The 15,914-nt window shown below is 75.1% G+C and carries 14 protein-coding genes, 1 pseudogene and 1 riboswitch; of the genes and pseudogenes, 5 read left to right on the forward strand and 10 right to left on the reverse strand.

The features are described 5' to 3' along the window. Nucleotides 1–37 precede the first annotated feature (37 nt). On the forward strand, nt 38–466 hold the full coding sequence (locus KPL59_RS30125) for a MarR family winged helix-turn-helix transcriptional regulator (RefSeq protein WP_226362787.1): 429 nt from the start codon (nt 38–40) through the stop codon (nt 464–466). Between the two features lie 85 nt (nt 467–551). Here the strand turns inward: KPL59_RS30125 and lepA are convergent, their stop codons facing one another. Further along, nucleotides 552–2,414, reverse strand: coding sequence for a translation elongation factor 4 (gene lepA / locus KPL59_RS30130; protein WP_075311357.1), 1,863 nt, complete (start codon nt 2,412–2,414; stop codon nt 552–554). 234 nt (nt 2,415–2,648) lie between these two features. Here lepA and cynS point away from each other — a divergent pair, with 234 nt between their 5' ends. Both cynS and rpsT read left to right on the forward strand, forming a co-directional pair. Next, the gene (gene cynS / locus KPL59_RS30135; protein ID WP_020626282.1) at nt 2,649–3,113 is read left to right on the forward strand and encodes a cyanase; all 465 of its coding nucleotides are present in this window, start codon (nt 2,649–2,651) and stop codon (nt 3,111–3,113) included. Nucleotides 3,114–3,283: 170 nt separating this feature from the next. Further along, on the forward strand, nt 3,284–3,547 hold the full coding sequence (rpsT, locus tag KPL59_RS30140) for a 30S ribosomal protein S20 (protein ID WP_020626283.1): 264 nt from the start codon (nt 3,284–3,286) through the stop codon (nt 3,545–3,547). A gap of 114 nt (nt 3,548–3,661) precedes the next feature. Here rpsT and holA read toward each other — a convergent pair whose 3' ends face one another. Beyond that, entirely contained in the window at nt 3,662–4,630 is a 969-nt protein-coding gene (gene holA, locus KPL59_RS30145; protein WP_226362788.1) for a DNA polymerase III subunit delta, read from the reverse strand. 140 nt (nt 4,631–4,770) lie between these two features. Then, a riboswitch (SAM riboswitch) is annotated at nt 4,771–4,924 on the forward strand. Nucleotides 4,925–4,930: 6 nt separating this feature from the next. On the opposite strand from holA, the gene thrC reads away from it, so the two are divergent. Beyond that, nucleotides 4,931–6,199, forward strand: a complete 1,269-nt coding sequence (thrC, locus tag KPL59_RS30150) for a threonine synthase (protein ID WP_226362789.1) — start codon at nt 4,931–4,933, stop codon at nt 6,197–6,199. 240 nt (nt 6,200–6,439) lie between these two features. Here thrC and KPL59_RS37875 read toward each other — a convergent pair. The 7 genes and pseudogenes from KPL59_RS37875 to rsfS form a co-directional block, all read right to left on the reverse strand. Further along, nucleotides 6,440–8,209 (reverse strand): annotated as a pseudogene (locus KPL59_RS37875) (ComEC/Rec2 family competence protein); the annotation flags it as partial. Nucleotides 8,210–8,658: 449 nt separating this feature from the next. Then, nucleotides 8,659–9,942, reverse strand: coding sequence for a helix-hairpin-helix domain-containing protein (locus tag KPL59_RS37245; protein ID WP_308187978.1), 1,284 nt, complete (start codon nt 9,940–9,942; stop codon nt 8,659–8,661). Nucleotides 9,943–10,176: 234 nt separating this feature from the next. Further along, nucleotides 10,177–11,031: a DegV family protein gene (locus KPL59_RS30165; RefSeq protein WP_226352012.1), complete on the reverse strand. Its 855-nt coding sequence runs from the start codon at nt 11,029–11,031 to the stop codon at nt 10,177–10,179. 9 nt (nt 11,032–11,040) lie between these two features. Beyond that, nucleotides 11,041–12,483 carry an FGGY-family carbohydrate kinase gene (locus KPL59_RS30170; RefSeq protein ID WP_226362790.1) on the reverse strand — a complete coding sequence of 481 codons (1,443 nt, stop codon included), beginning with the start codon at nt 12,481–12,483 and terminating at the stop codon, nt 11,041–11,043. Then, nucleotides 12,480–13,211 (reverse strand): diglucosylglycerate octanoyltransferase, encoded by a 732-nt coding sequence (gene octT / locus KPL59_RS30175; RefSeq protein WP_226362791.1) that lies wholly within the window; start codon nt 13,209–13,211, stop codon nt 12,480–12,482. The genes KPL59_RS30170 and octT overlap by 4 nt, the downstream gene beginning before the upstream one ends. Continuing rightward, nucleotides 13,204–13,824 (reverse strand): histidine phosphatase family protein, encoded by a 621-nt coding sequence (locus tag KPL59_RS30180; protein ID WP_060712739.1) that lies wholly within the window; start codon nt 13,822–13,824, stop codon nt 13,204–13,206. Before KPL59_RS30180 ends, octT begins: the two co-directional genes overlap by 8 nt. Further along, nucleotides 13,821–14,204, reverse strand: a complete 384-nt coding sequence (gene rsfS / locus KPL59_RS30185; RefSeq protein WP_226362792.1) for a ribosome silencing factor — start codon at nt 14,202–14,204, stop codon at nt 13,821–13,823. The genes KPL59_RS30180 and rsfS overlap by 4 nt, the downstream gene beginning before the upstream one ends. A gap of 126 nt (nt 14,205–14,330) precedes the next feature. Between rsfS and KPL59_RS30190 the strand changes: the two genes are divergently transcribed. Beyond that, nucleotides 14,331–15,215: a MaoC family dehydratase gene (locus tag KPL59_RS30190; RefSeq protein WP_226362793.1), complete on the forward strand. Its 885-nt coding sequence runs from the start codon at nt 14,331–14,333 to the stop codon at nt 15,213–15,215. Between the two features lie 4 nt (nt 15,216–15,219). Here KPL59_RS30190 and KPL59_RS30195 read toward each other — a convergent pair whose 3' ends face one another. Beyond that, the gene (locus tag KPL59_RS30195) at nt 15,220–15,900 is read right to left on the reverse strand and encodes a hypothetical protein (RefSeq protein WP_226362794.1); all 681 of its coding nucleotides are present in this window, start codon (nt 15,898–15,900) and stop codon (nt 15,220–15,222) included. Nucleotides 15,901–15,914 lie beyond the last annotated feature (14 nt).

Genomic DNA, 15,914 nt, shown 5'->3' on the forward strand with positions numbered 1-15,914 from the left:
CGAGCCTTTCAGTCGACGGGCGTCGGGGACTGCCACCATGGCTGCCCCGACGCCTGGAGCCGCGGGTGTCGTCGAGTTCCTGGACCGGGTCGACCACGCCGTGGCCACAGCCCTGCCCACCAACCCGTCCTCGACGGACGTCAGCCGTGACGGCTGGCGCGTCCTGTTGATGCTCGCCCGCGGCACCGGCCGCAGCATGGGCGAGGTCGCGGGACACACGTCGCTGCCCGCCCCCACGGCCACCCGGATCGTGGACCGCCTCGTCGAGAAGAAGCTGGCCTACCGGTCGGCCGACCCGCTCGACCGGCGCCGTGTGCTGGTGCACCTGTCTGCCGAGGGACGGACGGTCGTCGAGTCCGTCTGCCAGCGGGTGCAGCGCATCCTGTCGCCGCGCCGTGCCCCCGCCGCCCGGCCCGCGCCGTGCGGCGGGCCGATCCCCGGCCCCCGGGCAGGCCTGGCCATGTAAGCGGCCCCCGCGCTCCCCGCCCCCCACCACGTACACGTCGGGCCCGACTCCCCCGCTGGGAGTCGGGCCCGCTTCGCGTCCGGGGCTACTTCTTGGGCTTCTCGGTGGCCGTACCGCCCCCGGTGGACAGCGCGGCGACGAAGGCCTCCTGCGGGACGTCGACGCGGCCGATCGTCTTCATCCGCTTCTTGCCCTCCTTCTGCTTCTCCAGCAGCTTGCGCTTGCGGGAGATGTCGCCGCCGTAGCACTTGGCGAGGACGTCCTTGCGGATCGCGCGGATCGTCTCGCGGGCGATGATCCGGGCGCCGACGGCGGCCTGGATCGGCACCTCGAACTGCTGGCGCGGGATGAGCTCGCGGAGCTTGGTCGCCATCGAGGTGCCGTAGGAGTACGCCGACTCCTTGTGCACGATCGCGGAGAACGCGTCGACGGCCTCGCCCTGCAGCAGGATGTCGACCTTGACCAGGTCGGCGACCTGCTCGCCGGCCTCCTCGTAGTCGAGGCTGGCGTAGCCGCGGGTGCGCGACTTCAGGTTGTCGAAGAAGTCGAAGATGATCTCACCGAGCGGCATCGTGTAGCGCAGCTCGACGCGGGTCTCGGACAGGTAGTCCATCCCGCCGAGCTGGCCGCGCCGGCTCTGGCACAGCTCCATGATGGTGCCGACGAACTCCGACGGCGCCAGGATGGTGATCTTGGTGATCGGCTCGCGGACCTCGGCGACCTTGCCCACCGGCCAGTCGCTGGGGTTGGTCACCTCGATCTCCTCGCCGTCGTCGGTGGTGACCTGGTAGACGACGTTGGGCGCGGTGGAGATCAGGTCGAGGTCGAACTCGCGCTCGAGGCGCTCGCGGGTGATCTCCAGGTGCAGCAGGCCGAGGAAGCCGCAGCGGAAGCCGAAGCCGAGCGCGGCCGAGGTCTCCGGCTCGTAGGTGAGGGCGGCGTCGTTGAGCTGCAGCTTGTCCAGCGCCTCGCGCAGGTCGGGGTACTGCGAGCCGTCGATCGGGTAGAGCCCGGAGTAGACCATCGGCTGTGGCTCGCGGTAGCCGGTCAACGGGTCGGTGGCCCCGTTGCGCTTGGAGGTGACGGTGTCGCCGACCTTGGACTGGCGGACGTCCTTCACCCCGGTGATGAGGTAGCCGACCTCGCCGACGCCGAGGCCGTCGGACGGCTTGGGCTCCGGGGAGACGATGCCGATCTCGAGCAGCTCATGCTCGGCGCCGGTGGACATCATCTTGATCTTCTCGCGCGGCGAGAGCTTCCCGTCCACGACGCGGATGTAGGTGATGACGCCGCGGTAGGTGTCGTAGACCGAGTCGAAGATCATCGCCCGGGCGGGCGCGTCGGCGTCGCCGACCGGGGCGGGGACCTGGGCGATGACGGCGTCGAGCACCGCCTCCACACCCTCACCGGTCTTCGCGCTGCACCGCAGCACGTCCTCCGGCTCGCAGCCGGTGATGTGCGCGATCTCCGCGGCGTAGCGCTCCGGATCCGCGGCGGGCAGGTCGATCTTGTTGAGGACCGGGATGATGTGCAGGTCCTTCTCCATGGCCAGGTACAGGTTGGCCAGGGTCTGCGCCTCGATCCCCTGCGCGGCGTCGACCAGCAGGATCGCGCCCTCGCACGCCTCGAGCGCCCGGGACACCTCGTAGGTGAAGTCGACGTGGCCCGGGGTGTCGATCAGGTGCAGCACGTGCTCGGTCTCGACGCCGTCGGCGTTCTTCGCGGTCCACGGCAGCCGGACGTTCTGCGCCTTGATCGTGATGCCGCGCTCGCGCTCGATGTCCATCCGGTCCAGGTACTGGGCCCGGGCGTCACGATCGCTCAGTACCCCCGTGACCTGCAGCATCCGGTCGGCCAGGGTCGACTTCCCGTGGTCGATGTGGGCGATGATGCAGAAGTTCCGGATGCGCTCCGGCGGGGTGAACGTGCGGTCGGCGTAAGTCGTCACTCGGCTGTACTCGGCTTTCGCTCATGCGTGGGGCTTCGGGCACTTCGGGTGCTCAGGGCACTCGGGGCTCGGGGCACTGGGACCCATCGTCCCATGTCGGGCCGGGCGGCCGCCGTGGTGGCACCGCAGGTCGTCACACGCTGTTCACGCCGGGCGTCCCCGCGTTGCCCCGACGCGGCCGATCGCGCACGATCGAACGGCCAGGAGCCGAGTCCCCAACCCGGAGGAGTCACCGTGTCGGTCACCCCCGTCCCCCCGCTCGACCGGCTGAGCGCGGCGCGTGTCGTGCTCGCCCGGAAGAAGAAGCTGGGCCTGACCTGGGACAAGATCGCCGAGGCACTGGGCCGCTCGCTGGAGTGGTCCACCTCGGCCCTGCTCGGGCAGCAGACGCTGACCCGCGAGCAGGCCGAGGCCGCAGGCTCCCTGCTGGACCTGGACGACGACGTCGTCGACGCCCTCACCCTCCCGCCGGAGCGCGGCGCGGCCGCGGTGGACCTCACCGACCCGCTGGTCTACCGCCTCTCGGAGATGGTGCAGGTGTACGGCACGACGATCTCCGAGCTGGTCCGCGAGGAGTTCGGCGACGGCATCGTGTCCGCGATCGACTTCGAGCTGGACCTGCAGCGCGTCGCCGACCCGAAGGGCGACCGGGCCGTGATCACGCTGAACGGGAAGTTCCTGCCCTACCGCGTCTGGTGACCCGGAACAGGGGGCGAGGACGCCGCTGGTAACCTTGTGCGTCGAGCGCTCGGCGTGCTCGCCCGAAACGGCCTGGACCCTCTCTCCAGTGATGCTGTTCGGTGCCGCCGGAGCGGACCCGGACGTACACAAGACCAGCCGACCAGCAGGCAGGAAGACCAGAGGCAGACGTGGCCAACATCAAGTCGCAGATCAAGCGTGTCAAGACCAACGAGAAGCGCCGGCAGCGCAACAAGTCGGTGAAGTCGTCGGTCAAGACCGCGATCCGCCACTTCCGCGAGGCCGCCGACTCCGGCGCCGACAACGTCGTGGAGCTGCAGCGCAAGGCGGCCAAGGCCCTCGACAAGGCGGCCGGCAAGGGCGTCATCCACAAGAACCAGGCGGCGAACCGCAAGTCGGCCCTGGCCAAGCGTCTCAACGACGTCCAGGCCTGAGCCACCCCAGTTCCCCCACGACGGCGCCGCCCCATCGGGGCGGCGCCGTCGTCGTGTTTCCGGACCTGTCGTGCCCCCGGGCCGGAGCCCGTGCGCGTGCTGCGGGCGCGGGGCTCAGCGCGGGGTGCGGGCGGACACGACCGCCAGCACGGCCCGCTCCAACGCGTACCCCGCGTCCGCGGCGGCCCCCTTGACGTCGGCGTTCACCCGGGCGGTCGCCGCGATGGCGACGGCGAGCTGCTCCGGACGCCACTGCCGGACCGTCTGCTGCGCCTTGCGGATCTTCCACGGAGGCATGCCCAGCTCACTGGCCAGCCGGTTCGGGTCGCCCCGCCCGGCCGAGCCGACCTTGGCCAGGGTGCGCACCGAGTCCGCGAGCGCGTCGGCGATCAGGACGTGCGGGACACCGAGCACCAGCGCCCACCGCAGCGCCTCCATCGCCGCCCGCCGGTCCCCCGCGACCGCCGCGTCGGCCACCGCGAAGCCGGAGGACTCGGCCCGGCCGCGGTGGTAGCGCCGCACCCCGGCCTCGTCCACGGCACCGCCGGTGTCCGCGACGAGCTGTCCGGCCGCGGCCGCCAGCTCCCGCAGGTCCGACCCGACCGCCTCGACCAGTACCGCGAGCGCACCGGGGGTGATGGTGCCGCCGTGGCGGCGCACCTCGTCGCGCACGAAGTCCGACCGCTCGTCGGCGCGGGTGATGCGGTTGCAGGTGACGGTGTGCGCCCCGGCCTTGCGCATCAGGTCCAGGACCGCCTTGCCCTTCGCCCCCCCGGCGTGTTGGACCACCAGCACGATCCCGTCGGCCGGGTCCTTCACGTAGTCGGCGAGGGCGGCGGTCATGTCCTTGTTCGCATCCTGGCCATGGGTGAGCACGATCACCCTGCCCTCCGCGAAGAGCGAGGGGCTGAGGTGCCCGGCGAGCTCGCCGGGTGCCACCTCGGAGGTGCGGAAGCGGCGCAGCTCGGTCTCCGGATCGCGCTGCCGGGCGCGCCGGACCAGGTCGGACACCGCCCGCTCGGCCAGGAACTCCTCGTCCCCGACGACCAGCTGCAGCGGGCCCGGTTCGCTCGTGCTGCTCACACCCCCATGGTGGCCCACACCCCCGACAACGGGTGAGCCGCGTCCCGGCACGACGACCTCGTCTGGCGGTGCGGTGCCCGGTTCGCGTACCGTCGTCGTCGATTCCGGCGCTCGGCGTCCGGAGCACCACAACCGCATATGGCTCATCCAGAGGGGCAGAGGGAACGGCCCGTTGAAGCCCCGGCAACCGGCGTCGCACGACGATCCGCCCAGACCTGCGCGTTCCGCGCGGCGAGGACGTCGACGAACACGGTGCCAATTCCGGCCCGCCACCTCCGGCGGGACAGATGAGGAGATCTCGTGACTCTCACTGCTGCGCCCGAAACCACCTCTGCCTACGACCTGGGCTCCGCGCGCGCGCTCGCGTGCCGCGAGTGCCGCCACGAGACCCCGCTCGCCGCGGAGTTCGCGTGTCCGCGCTGTTTCGGCCCCCTCGAGGTGGCCTACGACTTCCCGACGGTCACCCGCGCCTCCATCGAGGCCGGCCCGAAGTCGATCTGGCGCTACAAGGACCTGCTGCCGGTCCCCTCGACCGTCGAGCAGCACGCGAACACCGAGCCCGGCCTGACCCGGCTGATCGAGGCCGACAACCTGGCCCGCGCCCTCGGCGTCCGCAAGATCTGGATCAAGGACGACACGGGCAACCCGACGCACTCGTTCAAGGACCGCGTCGTCGCCGTCGCGCTCGCCGCCGCCCGTGAGCTCGGCTTCTCGGTGCTGTGCTGCCCCTCCACGGGCAACCTCGCCAACGCCGTGGCCGCCGCGGCCGCCCGTGCCGGCTGGGACTCGGTCGTGCTGGTCCCGTCCTCGCTGGAGCAGGCGAAGATCGTCACCACCGCCGTTCGCGGCGGCACCCTGCTCGCCGTCGACGGCAACTACGACGATGTCAACCGGCTCGCCACCGAGCTGGCCGCCGAGCACGAGGACTGGGCGTTCGTGAACGTCAACGTCCGCCCGTACTACGCCGAGGGCTCGAAGACCCTGGGCTACGAGGTCGCCGAGCAGCTCGGCTGGCGGCTCCCGCAGCAGGTGGTCGTCCCGGTCGCATCCGGCTCCCAGCTCACCAAGATCGACAAGGGGTTCACCGAGCTCGGCACCCTGGGTCTGGTCGAGCCCACCCCCTACACCGTGTTCGGCGCCCAGGCCACCGGCTGCTCGCCGGTCGCGCGGGCCTTCGAGGCCGGTCACGACGTGATCCAGCCGCAGAAGCCGGACACCATCGCGCGCTCGCTGGCGATCGGCAACCCGGCCGACGGTCCGTACGTCCTCGACTCGGTGCGCCGCACCGGCGGCTCGGTCGGGCACGTGTCCGACGAGGAGGTCGTCGCCGGCATCCGGCTCCTGGCCCGTACCGAGGGCGTGTTCGCCGAGACCGCGGGCGGGGTCACCATCGCGACCACCAAGAAGCTGCTTGAGGCCGGGGCGCTCGACCCCGACGCCGAGACCGTCCTGATGATCACCGGTGACGGGCTCAAGACCCTCGACGCCGTCTCCGGCGAGGTCGGCCCGACGGCGACCGTGCCGTCGACGTCCTCCGCGGTCCGCGAGGCGCTGGCGAACCGGGGCTGACCGGCCCCGCCGGCCGGGAGCCGGACGGGGGTCGCCACGCGCGACCACCGTCAGCCCGGCCGGGTCGTCGCCGGTCAGGGCCAGGTCACCGGACCGGTCGGTGCGTGCGACCACGATGCCCGCCCCGGCCAGCCGGTCCACCAGCTCCGGGTTGGGGTGCCGGTAGCTGTTGCCGTTGCCGACGCTGATCACCGCCGCACGCGGCGCGGCGGCGGTGATCAGGTCCGGGACCACCTTGCGGGACCCGTGGTGGGGCATCTTCAGGACGTCGGCCCGCAGGTCGGCCCCGGAGTGGAGCAGATCGTCCTGGGCGGCCAGTTCGGCGTCGCCGGTCAGCAGGATCGTCGCGGCCGGGGTGGTGGCGCGCAGCAGCAGCGAGATGTCGTTCACCGCCGTCCCGTCGTCGCCGTCGACCGTCAGGGGCGGGTGGACCGGGCCGAGGACCTGCAGGCGCAGCTCCGGCCACCCCAGCTCCATCCCGCGCACGAGCCCCACCACGGGAGCCCCGGCCCGCTCGGCGTGCCGGGTGATCTCGCGCAGCCCCGACGCCGGTTCCCGCACCGGCCCGACGGCGATCCCGCCCGCGGCCCGACCGCGCAGCGCGCCGGCGAGGCCGCCGTCGTGGTCGGCGTGGAAGTGGGTGATCACCACGAGCTCCAGGACCCGGACCCCGAGCCGGTCCAGGCAGGTGTCGACGGCGTCGTCGGTCGGCCCGGTGTCGACCAGGACGGCGTGCCCCGGGGTGCCGGTGGCGAGGACGAGCGCGTCGCCCTGACCCACGTCGCAGGCCACCATCCGCCACCCGGTGGGCGGCCAGCCGGGCGGGGCGAACCGGGTCGGGACGAGGACGACGAGGAGCCCGACCAGCAGCGCCAGCAACAGCGCCCGCAGCCGCGGCACCCGGCCCATCGCCAGCAGCACGACGAGCACCCCGGTGAGCAGCAGCGCGCCACCCGCGCCCGCGGGCCACGGCACGGTGGCGCCGGGCACCGCGGCGGCCCGGTCCCCGACCACGACCAGCCACCACACGAACGGCCCCGCCAGCCAGGCGCAGCACCACGCAGCGGCCGGGCTCACCGCGGACAGCACCGCACCGAGCACGCCCAGCACCGTCGCGGGGGCGACCGCGGGCGCCGCGAGCAGGTTCGCCACCACGGTGACCAGCCCGACTCCCCCGTTGAGCCCGGCGATCACCGGCGCGGTGGCCAGCGCCGCGGCGACCGGGACGACCAACGCCTCGGCCGGCCCGGACGGCAGCCCGCGCCGTCGCAGCGCCGCCGTCCACCCCGGCCCGAGCAGCACCAGCGCACCGGTGGCGACGACGGACAGCACGAAACCCGCGTCGACGGCCAGGGCGGGGACGGCCAGCAGCAGGCCGAGCACGGCCACCGCCAGCGCGGGCACCGCGGACCGCGCCCGGCCGGCGGCGAACGCGATGAGCACGACCCCGCCCATCACCGCCGCACGCAGCACCGACGGCGACGGCCGGGCCAGCACGACGAACCCGACCAGGGCGAGCATCGCCACTGCGGCCGCGATCCGCGGGTCGGTCCGGAACAGGCGCAGCAGGAGCAACACCGCCCCGGTCACGATCGCGACGTTGGCGCCGGAGACGGCCGTGAGGTGCGCGAGCCCCGCGGTCCGGAAGTCCTGCTCGGTCTCGGCGAGCTGGGCGCGGGTGTCCCCGATCGCGAGCCCGGGCAGCAGCCCCGCCGGTGCCTCGGGCAGTGCGGAGACCGCCGCGTCGCGCAGGCCGTCGCGCAGGGCCCCGGCCCCGGTCTGCCACCACGGCGGCGCGGTCACGTCCTGCGGTGCGCCGCGGACCTTCAGCACGGCGACCGTGAGGTCGGGACGCTGTGCGGGCATGAGCAGCCCGGCGGCAGAGACCTCCTGGCCGGGGAGCAGCCCGGTCCACTCCGCTGCCGGGGCCAGGAGCAGGAGCTTCCCGCCGGTGGTCGCCCGACCGCCGCCGACGGTGGCCGTGACGAGCTCGGTGGGGACCAGCGCCATCGCCCGGGCGGCGCCGGACTCGTCTCCACCGCCGGTGGTGCTGCGCAGGATCCGGGGGTCGTCGGTGAGCCGGACGCGGACCTCGGCGGCGGCGCCGCGGTCGGCGGGCCCGCGCAGCGGGTGCGACGCCAGCGCGGCCGCGTGGACGGTGCCCAGGACGGCCGCGACGAGCGCGCACCCGGCCGCGGCGAGCACGATCGAGGACGGCGCCGCGGCGCGGGCACTGGTCCGGGCACGGAGCAGCGTGACCGTCAGGGCGAGCGCCGCGAGGACGGCGGCGGTGATCCCGCCCGCGGTGCCGCCGAGCAGCCCGGCGAGGACGGCGGCCCAGGTGGCGAGCGCGGCCGGGACGAGGCGCAGGTCGGGTGGGGCGGGACGTTCCTGCTGCTCCGCACGCTCGTCGTCGCGCTCCCCGGGCACCGGTTCGGGCAGGCGGGCTCCGGCGCGGGTCACACCCGCACCAGTTCCTGGAGCTGGGCGAAACGGCGCTCGCCGATGCCGTCGATCTCGCGCAGCTGCTCGACCCGGCTGAAGCGCCCGTTGGCGCTGCGCCAGTCGATGATCTTCTTCGCGGTGACCGGGCCGACGCCGGGCAGGGCGTCGAGGTCCGAGAGGGTGGCGGTGTTCAGGTCGATCTTCCCGCCGGGTGCGGCGGGTGCGGCGGCCGCGCCCGGTTCGGTGCCCGACGCCGGCTCGGAGCCCGGGGCGGGCAGCACCGGCGCGGCGTCGGGCGCCGGTGGGACGCCGACCGCGATCTGTTCCCCGTCGCCGAGCCGGCGGGCCAGGTTGAGCGCGCCGAGGTCGACCTCGGGCAGCGCGCCGCCCGCGGCGTCCAGGGCGTCGGCGACGCGTGCGCCGTCGGGGACCCGGACGAGACCGGGCCGGGCGACCCGCCCGACGACGCTCACGACGAGCGGCCCCGCGGTGACCGGTGCCGCCGCGACGGGCGCCGGCCCGCCGGGGCCCGCGGACCGGTCCGTCTCCCCCGTCGCCGCCCCGCCGGGCACCGCCGTCACCTCGGGCAGGCCGCCGACGGGCTGCACGGTGGGACGGTCGAGCCACACACCCACCCCCGCGACGAGTGCCCCGGCGAGCACCACCGCCACCAGCGCGAGCGCACCGGGGCGGCCCGGGTCCACCCGCGCCCCCGCCAACGACGGCGGCAGCCACCGCTGGGCTCGGCGGCGCAGCCACGACGGCCGCCCGCCGTGCGGGACGTCGTCGGCGAGCTCCTCGGACGGTGCGGGGTCGTCCCGGGCCAGCAGGGCCAGGGGGTGGCCGGCATCGGGGTCGGCGGTCCACACCGGTGCCGGCTCCTCCGGCGCGACGGGGCCGGTCGCTCCGCGGTGCGTGGCGGAGGGATCGGCGGACCACACCGGTGCCGGCCCGTGCGGGGCGGCGGAATCGGGCCGGCCCGGTGTCGCGCCGTGCAGGGTGGCGGGGTCGTACCGGAGGGGCGTCGCACCGGGCCAGGTGCCGGGCCGGGACGCGGACGGCGCCGCCACGGGCGGCCCGGCAGCGCGGTGGGCGCGCGGCGGGGGCGGCCCGACGGCGCCCGGTCCGTGGGCGGGCGGTGATCCGGGACGTGGTCCGGACGCGCCGGGAGCCACTGGCAGCGCGGGCAACGGGACGGTCGGGGGATCGAGCCGGTCCGCGACCGCGTCCACCCGCCCGCGCGTCCCGATCCCGGCGAGCCGCCGGGCCGGGTCGAGGGAGGCGTCGGTCCTGGTCACGCACCCGACGCTAGGTGCGCCACCCCCGTTCCGACCGGCCGATGCCGGGCCTGTGGACGGATCGATCGATTGGGGACCGATGCGCTGCCGTCGGCCACGACGCGGCCGGATCGTCGGCGGTCCGTGCTACACACCGGCGGGGCCTGTCGGCCCGGGGCGAGAGCCGGGCATGTCGGCGTCACCCGGAGCATCCGCCGGCCTCGCGCGAGGACCCGAGAGACCATCGCCCGGCGGTCAGACCGCGGGCACCACCACGACCCCCACCAGACCGGCTCCCGCGTGCGCCCCGATCACCGCGCCGACCTCGGAGACGTGCACCTCGGCGGCGTCGGGCAGCTGTTCGCGCAGCCGGTCGGCGATGTCCTCGGCCCGGTCCTCGGCGCCGAGGTGGTGCACGGCGAGGTGTGCGCCCGGACCCGCCTCGGCGACGGCGAGCGCGACGAGCCGTTCGGTCGCGCGCGAGGTCGTCCGCACCTTCTCCAGCGGCGCGATCCGACCGTCGCGCAGGTGCAGGATCGGCTTGACCGACAGGGCCGTGCCCATCAGCGCGGACGCGGCGCCGATCCGGCCGCCGCGACGCAGCCGCTCCAGGTCCTGCACCGCGAACAGGACCCGTGCCCGTGCAGCGACGGCACCGGCCACGGCCTCGACGTCGTCGGCGGTGGCGCCGGCTCCGGCGGCGTCGGCGGCGGCGAGCACGGCGAAGCCGAGACCCATCGCGATGGCACCGGAGTCGACGACCCGGATCCGGTCCGGGGCGACCTCCTGCGCGGCGAGCCGGGCCGCGTCCCAGGTGCCGGACAGCGCGCGGGACAGGTGCACGGCCACGACGGCGGGGACACCGTCGTCGAGCAGGGCGGTGAAGTACTCGGCGAACGCGGCCGGGGTCGGGCGCGAGGTCTGCACGAGCAGGGTGCGGTCGGCGAGCGCGGCGATCAGCTCGGCGGCGGAGACGTCGACACCGTCGCGGGCAATGCGCTCACCGAGCCGGACCTCCAGCGGGACGACGTGGATGCCGCGTCGTTCCGCGACGCCGGGCGGCAGGTGTGCGGTGGAGTCGGTGACCACGGCGACCGGCGAGGGGGGCACGGCCGGACCCTATCCACCCGGCGGGCGGAACAGCGGTGCCAGTGCCCGCTGCGCGGCGAGGTAGCGGCCGTGCGCGTCGTCCAGGCGGCCACGGGTGCGCGGGTCGGGGGTGAACTCGCGGTCGACCCGCACCATCCGTCCGGCGAGCTCACCGACCGAGGCGGCCCGGCCGGTCGCGAGCGCGGCGAGCATCGCCGCGCCGAGCACCCCGGCGTCGCGTTCGGCGGTGCGGCGCAGCCGCCGGTCCAGCACGTCGGCCTTGATCTGGCACCAGAGGTCGCTCGCCGCGCCACCGCCACAGGCGGCGATGGTCTCGGGGCGGCGGCCGGCGGCCGATTCCAGCGGGCCCAGGACGTGCCGGGCGGCGTGCGCGACCCCCTCCAGCACGGCGCGGCCCAACTCGGCGGACCCGGTGGCGAAGCTCGCGCCGAGCCAGTGCCCGCGCAGGTCGGGGTCCCACAGCGGGGCCCGTTCCCCGGCGAGCTGGGGCAGGAACAGCACCCGCCCCGGTTCGGCGCCGGCGGCCCGGGCCAGCAGCTCGGCCGGTGCGACGCCCAGCACCGCGGACGCCCAGGTCAGCGCGTCGCCGCCGGCCTGGGTGGGTCCTGCGTGTACGTGCAGCCCGCGCCACGGCGGGAACGTGACGATCCCCGGGGCGCCGCCGCCGGGCGTCGCGGCGAGGGCCAGGACCTCCGAGGTGCCCGCGATGTCGATCGCGTCGCCGGGGGCGGCGATCCCGCCGCCGAGCAGCGCCGCCCAGGCGTCCATCGTCCCGACGGCGACGGGCAGCCCGGCCGGGAGCCCGCCCGCGCCGGTGGTCTCCCCCGCGACCGACGCCGGGTCGGCCAGGGGCGCCGGCATCGAGCGCAGCCCGGGGACGAGCAGGTCGAGCCAGTCCGAGTACCGGCCGTCGGGGTCGAGGAGTCCGGTCGAGGAGAGCGGATCGGCCACTGCGGTGCCGGTGAGGCGTTCGAGCAGCCAGTCCTTGGGCGCGAGCACCCTGCGCGCGCGGGCCCATGCGTCGGGCCGGTGTTCAGCGAGCCAGGCGGCGCGGGCGGCCGCGTGCGAGGCGTCGACGGTGCCGATCCCACCGCGGCGCCGGGCCCGGTCCGCCGACGACAGCCGCTCGGTGAGCGTCGCCGCGACCGCGCCGCACCGACCGTCCTGCCAGGTGATCGCCGGGTGCACCGGCGCGCCGGCCCCGTCGACGAACAGGTGGGTGTCGACCTGGGCGCACAGCCCGACGGCGGTCACCCCGGCCAGTGTCGGGCCGAGCGCGCCGACCACCTCGGTCAGCCCGGACCACCAGTCGTCCGGGTGCTGCTCGGTGTGCCCGGGCGCGGGACGCGCGGTCGGGTGCGTGGCGCGGGCCGCGGCGACGCGGACGCCGTCGTCGTCGAAGACCGCGGCCTTGACCGAGGTGGTGCCGAGGTCGATGCCGAGCAGGGTCACGGCCGGGCCACCGTGGGCTCCAGGAGCCCGGCCAGCGCCTCCCCGACGGCGGAGTGTCCCGCCCAGCCCCAGTGCAGGCCGTCCGGGTTGCCGTGTCCGCCGAGGACGTGCTCGCCGACCAGCGCGGGCACGTCGAGCACGGTCACGGCCGGGGCGCCGGCCGCCCACCGCCGGACCGCGGCGTCGGTGGCGGCGCGGTGCGGGTGGGCCAGGCCGTAGTCGGCGGCGCGGTGCACCGACGGGGCCAGCGCCACCACCGGCAGCCCGGGCCGCAGCGCGTGCACCCCGGCCCGGCAGCGTTCCAGGTAGGCGGCCGTGAGACGGGGCGGCAGCGTCGCCGGTCCTCCGCCGGGCAGCCGCGCCAGCACCGGGGCGATCCGCGGCTGGGCACGCCGGTAGGCGGTGCGGACGGTGTGCCGCAGCGGGGCGGGGCGCAGCACCGGGATCAGCTCGCGCAGCGCCGTCGGCAGCGGGGACGGCAGGGAGTCCATCCCGGACACCCCGAGCACGACCGCGCCGACCCGCGGCAGCGCCGCCCACACCCGTGGGTCCTCGCTGATCGCCGACCAGGCGTGCCGGGCGGTCCACCCGGCCCGGGCGACGATCTCGGCGCGGCCCCCGAGCCGGGCGGCGGCGACGTTGGGCCACAGCCGCGGCTCGTCTGCCGGGCAGGGTCGCTCGGGTCCGTGGAAGGCCAGCGAGTCGCCGATGACCAGCAGGTCAGGCACCGATGTTGTACCCCGACAGGCGCCAGCGGGGATGGTCGTCACGACGGGCGACGACGGCCCAGCGCGTGTTGCCCAGCCCGCCGATCACCGGCCAGGACGACTGCGGGAGGTCGAGCAGCCCGCACACCATCCCGGCGATCATGCCGCCGTGCGCGACGAGCAGCACCGAGCGGTCCTCCGGGTCGGCGGCGTACTCCAGGTCCAGCTCCTCGACGACCGGGAGCGACCGGACGACGACGTCGACCCGGGACTCGCCGCCGGGCGGCGTGAACCGTGGGTCGGACCGCCACTCGGCGATCGCGCCCGGGTCGTCGACGCCGATCTCGTCGATCGTGCGCCCCTGCCAGTCCCCGAGGTGGGTCTCCCGCAGCCGCTTGTCCACCGACAGCGGCAGCCCGACGGCCTCGGCCACCGCGGTCGCGGTGTCGTGGGCGCGGGTCAGGTCCGAGGTGATGATCCGGTCGAACCGCTCCTGCGCGAGCCGCGGCGCGACGGCCGCGGCCTGCGCGCGGCCGACGTCGGTCAGCCGGGTGTCGAGATGTCCCTGCATCCGGCCGACGGAGTTGTACTCGGTCTGCCCGTGCCGCAGCAGGGTGACCCGGCGCAGCGTCATGCAGTGCCGTCCGGGTCGACCTGGGGGTCGGGCACCTCGATCGCCGGGCAGTCCTTCCAGAGCCGGTCCAGGCCGTAGAAGCCGCGCTGCTCGGTGTGCATGACGTGCACGACGATGTCGCTGAAGTCCAGCAGCACCCAGCCGTTGTCGTTGTCGCCCTCGCGCCGGGTCGGCTTGCTGCCGCGCTCGCGCAGCTTCTCCTCGACCTCGTCGACGATGGCCTGGACCTGACGCTCGTTGGCCGCCGACGCCAGCACGAAGCAGTCGGTCAGCGCGAGCTGGTCGGACACGTCGAGCGCGACGATGTCGACGGCCTTCTTGTCGGCCGCGGCGGCCGCGGCCACCTTCGCCAGCTCGACCGCCTCCGGTGATGCCGTCACCACACTGTTCCCTTCACGACCACGATTGACCTCGACAGTGTGTCAGCCGGGCACCGGGGACTTGGGCGGCGGGCACCGGGCGGGATAGGTTTCCGCCTCACGGTGGAACGTCGAAGGAGACTCCCCATGCCCCTGGCGCCCGATCTCGAGGGCACGCAGTGCGAGCCGGTCAGCTTCGCGTGGGCACGGGACGACGTGCTCCTGTACGCGATCGCCGTCGGAGCGGGGGGTGAGGACCCCACCGCCGAGCTGTCGCTGACCACGGAGAACACCGCGGGCGTGCGGACGGCGGTGCTGCCGTCGTTCGCGGAGATCGTCACCGCGGGCGCGAAGGTCGACCTGGGCGAGGTGGACGCCGCTCGTGTCGTGCACGCCGAGCAGGCGTTCCGGGTGGTCGCGCCGCTGCCGGTGGAAGGGCGGGTCCGGGTGACCGCGACGGTCACCGAGGTGCTGGACAAGGGGTCCGGGGCGCTGGTGCGCACCGAGGCCGATGCCGTCGACGCGAGCACCGGGGAACTGGTGCTGACCAGCACGAAGACGCTGTTCCTCGGCGGGGAGGGCGGCTTCGGCGGCAACCGCGGGGACAGCGTGCCGAGCCCGGTGCCCGACCGCGCGCCCGACCACGAGGTGACCTACCGGACCACGCCGGGCCAGGCGCTGCTGTACCGGCTCACCGGGGACCGCAACCCGCTGCACAGCGACCCGGCGTTCGCCGCGAAGGGTGGGTTCGACCAGCCGATCCTGCACGGCATGTGCACCTACGGGTTCACCACCCGCGCGCTGGTCGCGACCGTCTGCGGCGGCGACCCCCGCCGCCTCGTCGCGATGGATGCCCGGTTCACCCGGCCGGTCGTGCCCGGGCAGTCGCTCACCGTCTCGGTGTGGGACACCGGCGACGGCACGGTCGCGTTCCGGACCGCCGTCGACGGCGAGGTGGTGCTGGACCGCGGCAGCGCGGAGATCAGCACCGAGGTCAGCACGGAGATCACCGCGTCGTCGCCGGCCGCCTGAGCGCTCAGGACGGCGCCGCGGTCACACTCCGCGGCGCCGGGTACCCCGGGTGGTCCCGCCCGCCCCGACGAGCCAGGGCGGACAGCGCGTCGAGCGCCGCCAGCTGCGGGTAGCTGCGCTCCGGGTCGTCCCGGTGCGGCCACCGGTGGTCCAGCTGGCGGAAGGTCACCGCGCGATGCAGGGTGATGCCGAAGAAGCGGGGGTTGTCGCGCACGAACCGGGCGTAGGCGTCCCGGAGGCCGGGATCGCGGTCCAGCTCGGTGCGGACGAACCGGTCGACGTCGGTGCCGATCTCGTGGACGTACTCCCCGCACGGCGCCACCACGAACGGCACCACCCACGCCTCGGGCACGCCGAACAGCTCGCGCACGGCGCGCTGGCGGTGCCCGGCGTTCTCGCTGCGCGACATCCATGCGGCGACGACGGCGCGGCGGCGCGGGCTCAGCCGGCCGAGGACCGCGGCCGGCGGCCAGGGGAACGACACCCGGAACGGGATGTGGACCGGATCGCCGTCGACGTGCACGTCGTGGTCGGCGACGCCGCCGCCGGAGTCCTGGACGAGCTGGGCGGACACCGCACCCCACGGGGCGAGGACGTGCATCGCGGCGTGCGCGTCCCGGCGCACGGGCTGGGGCACCGCGCGGAGCAGCAGCCCGGCCACCGACGGGGTGGGGACAGCGATCACGAGGGGCACCGTAG

The organism is Pseudonocardia sp. ICBG1142 (genome assembly GCF_020496255.1).
GTDB lineage: Bacteria > Actinomycetota > Actinomycetes > Mycobacteriales > Pseudonocardiaceae > Pseudonocardia.

Excerpts from the sequence above, each read along its gene's own strand:
- KPL59_RS30190 (WP_226362793.1), top strand. The coding sequence starts at position 14,331 with ATGCCCCTGGCGCCCGATCTCGAGGGCACGCAGTGCGAGCCGGTCAGC.
- KPL59_RS30125 (WP_226362787.1), top strand. The coding sequence starts at position 38 with ATGGCTGCCCCGACGCCTGGAGCCGCGGGTGTCGTCGAGTTCCTGGAC.
- KPL59_RS30180 (WP_060712739.1), bottom strand. The coding sequence starts at position 13,824 with ATGACGCTGCGCCGGGTCACCCTGCTGCGGCACGGGCAGACCGAGTAC.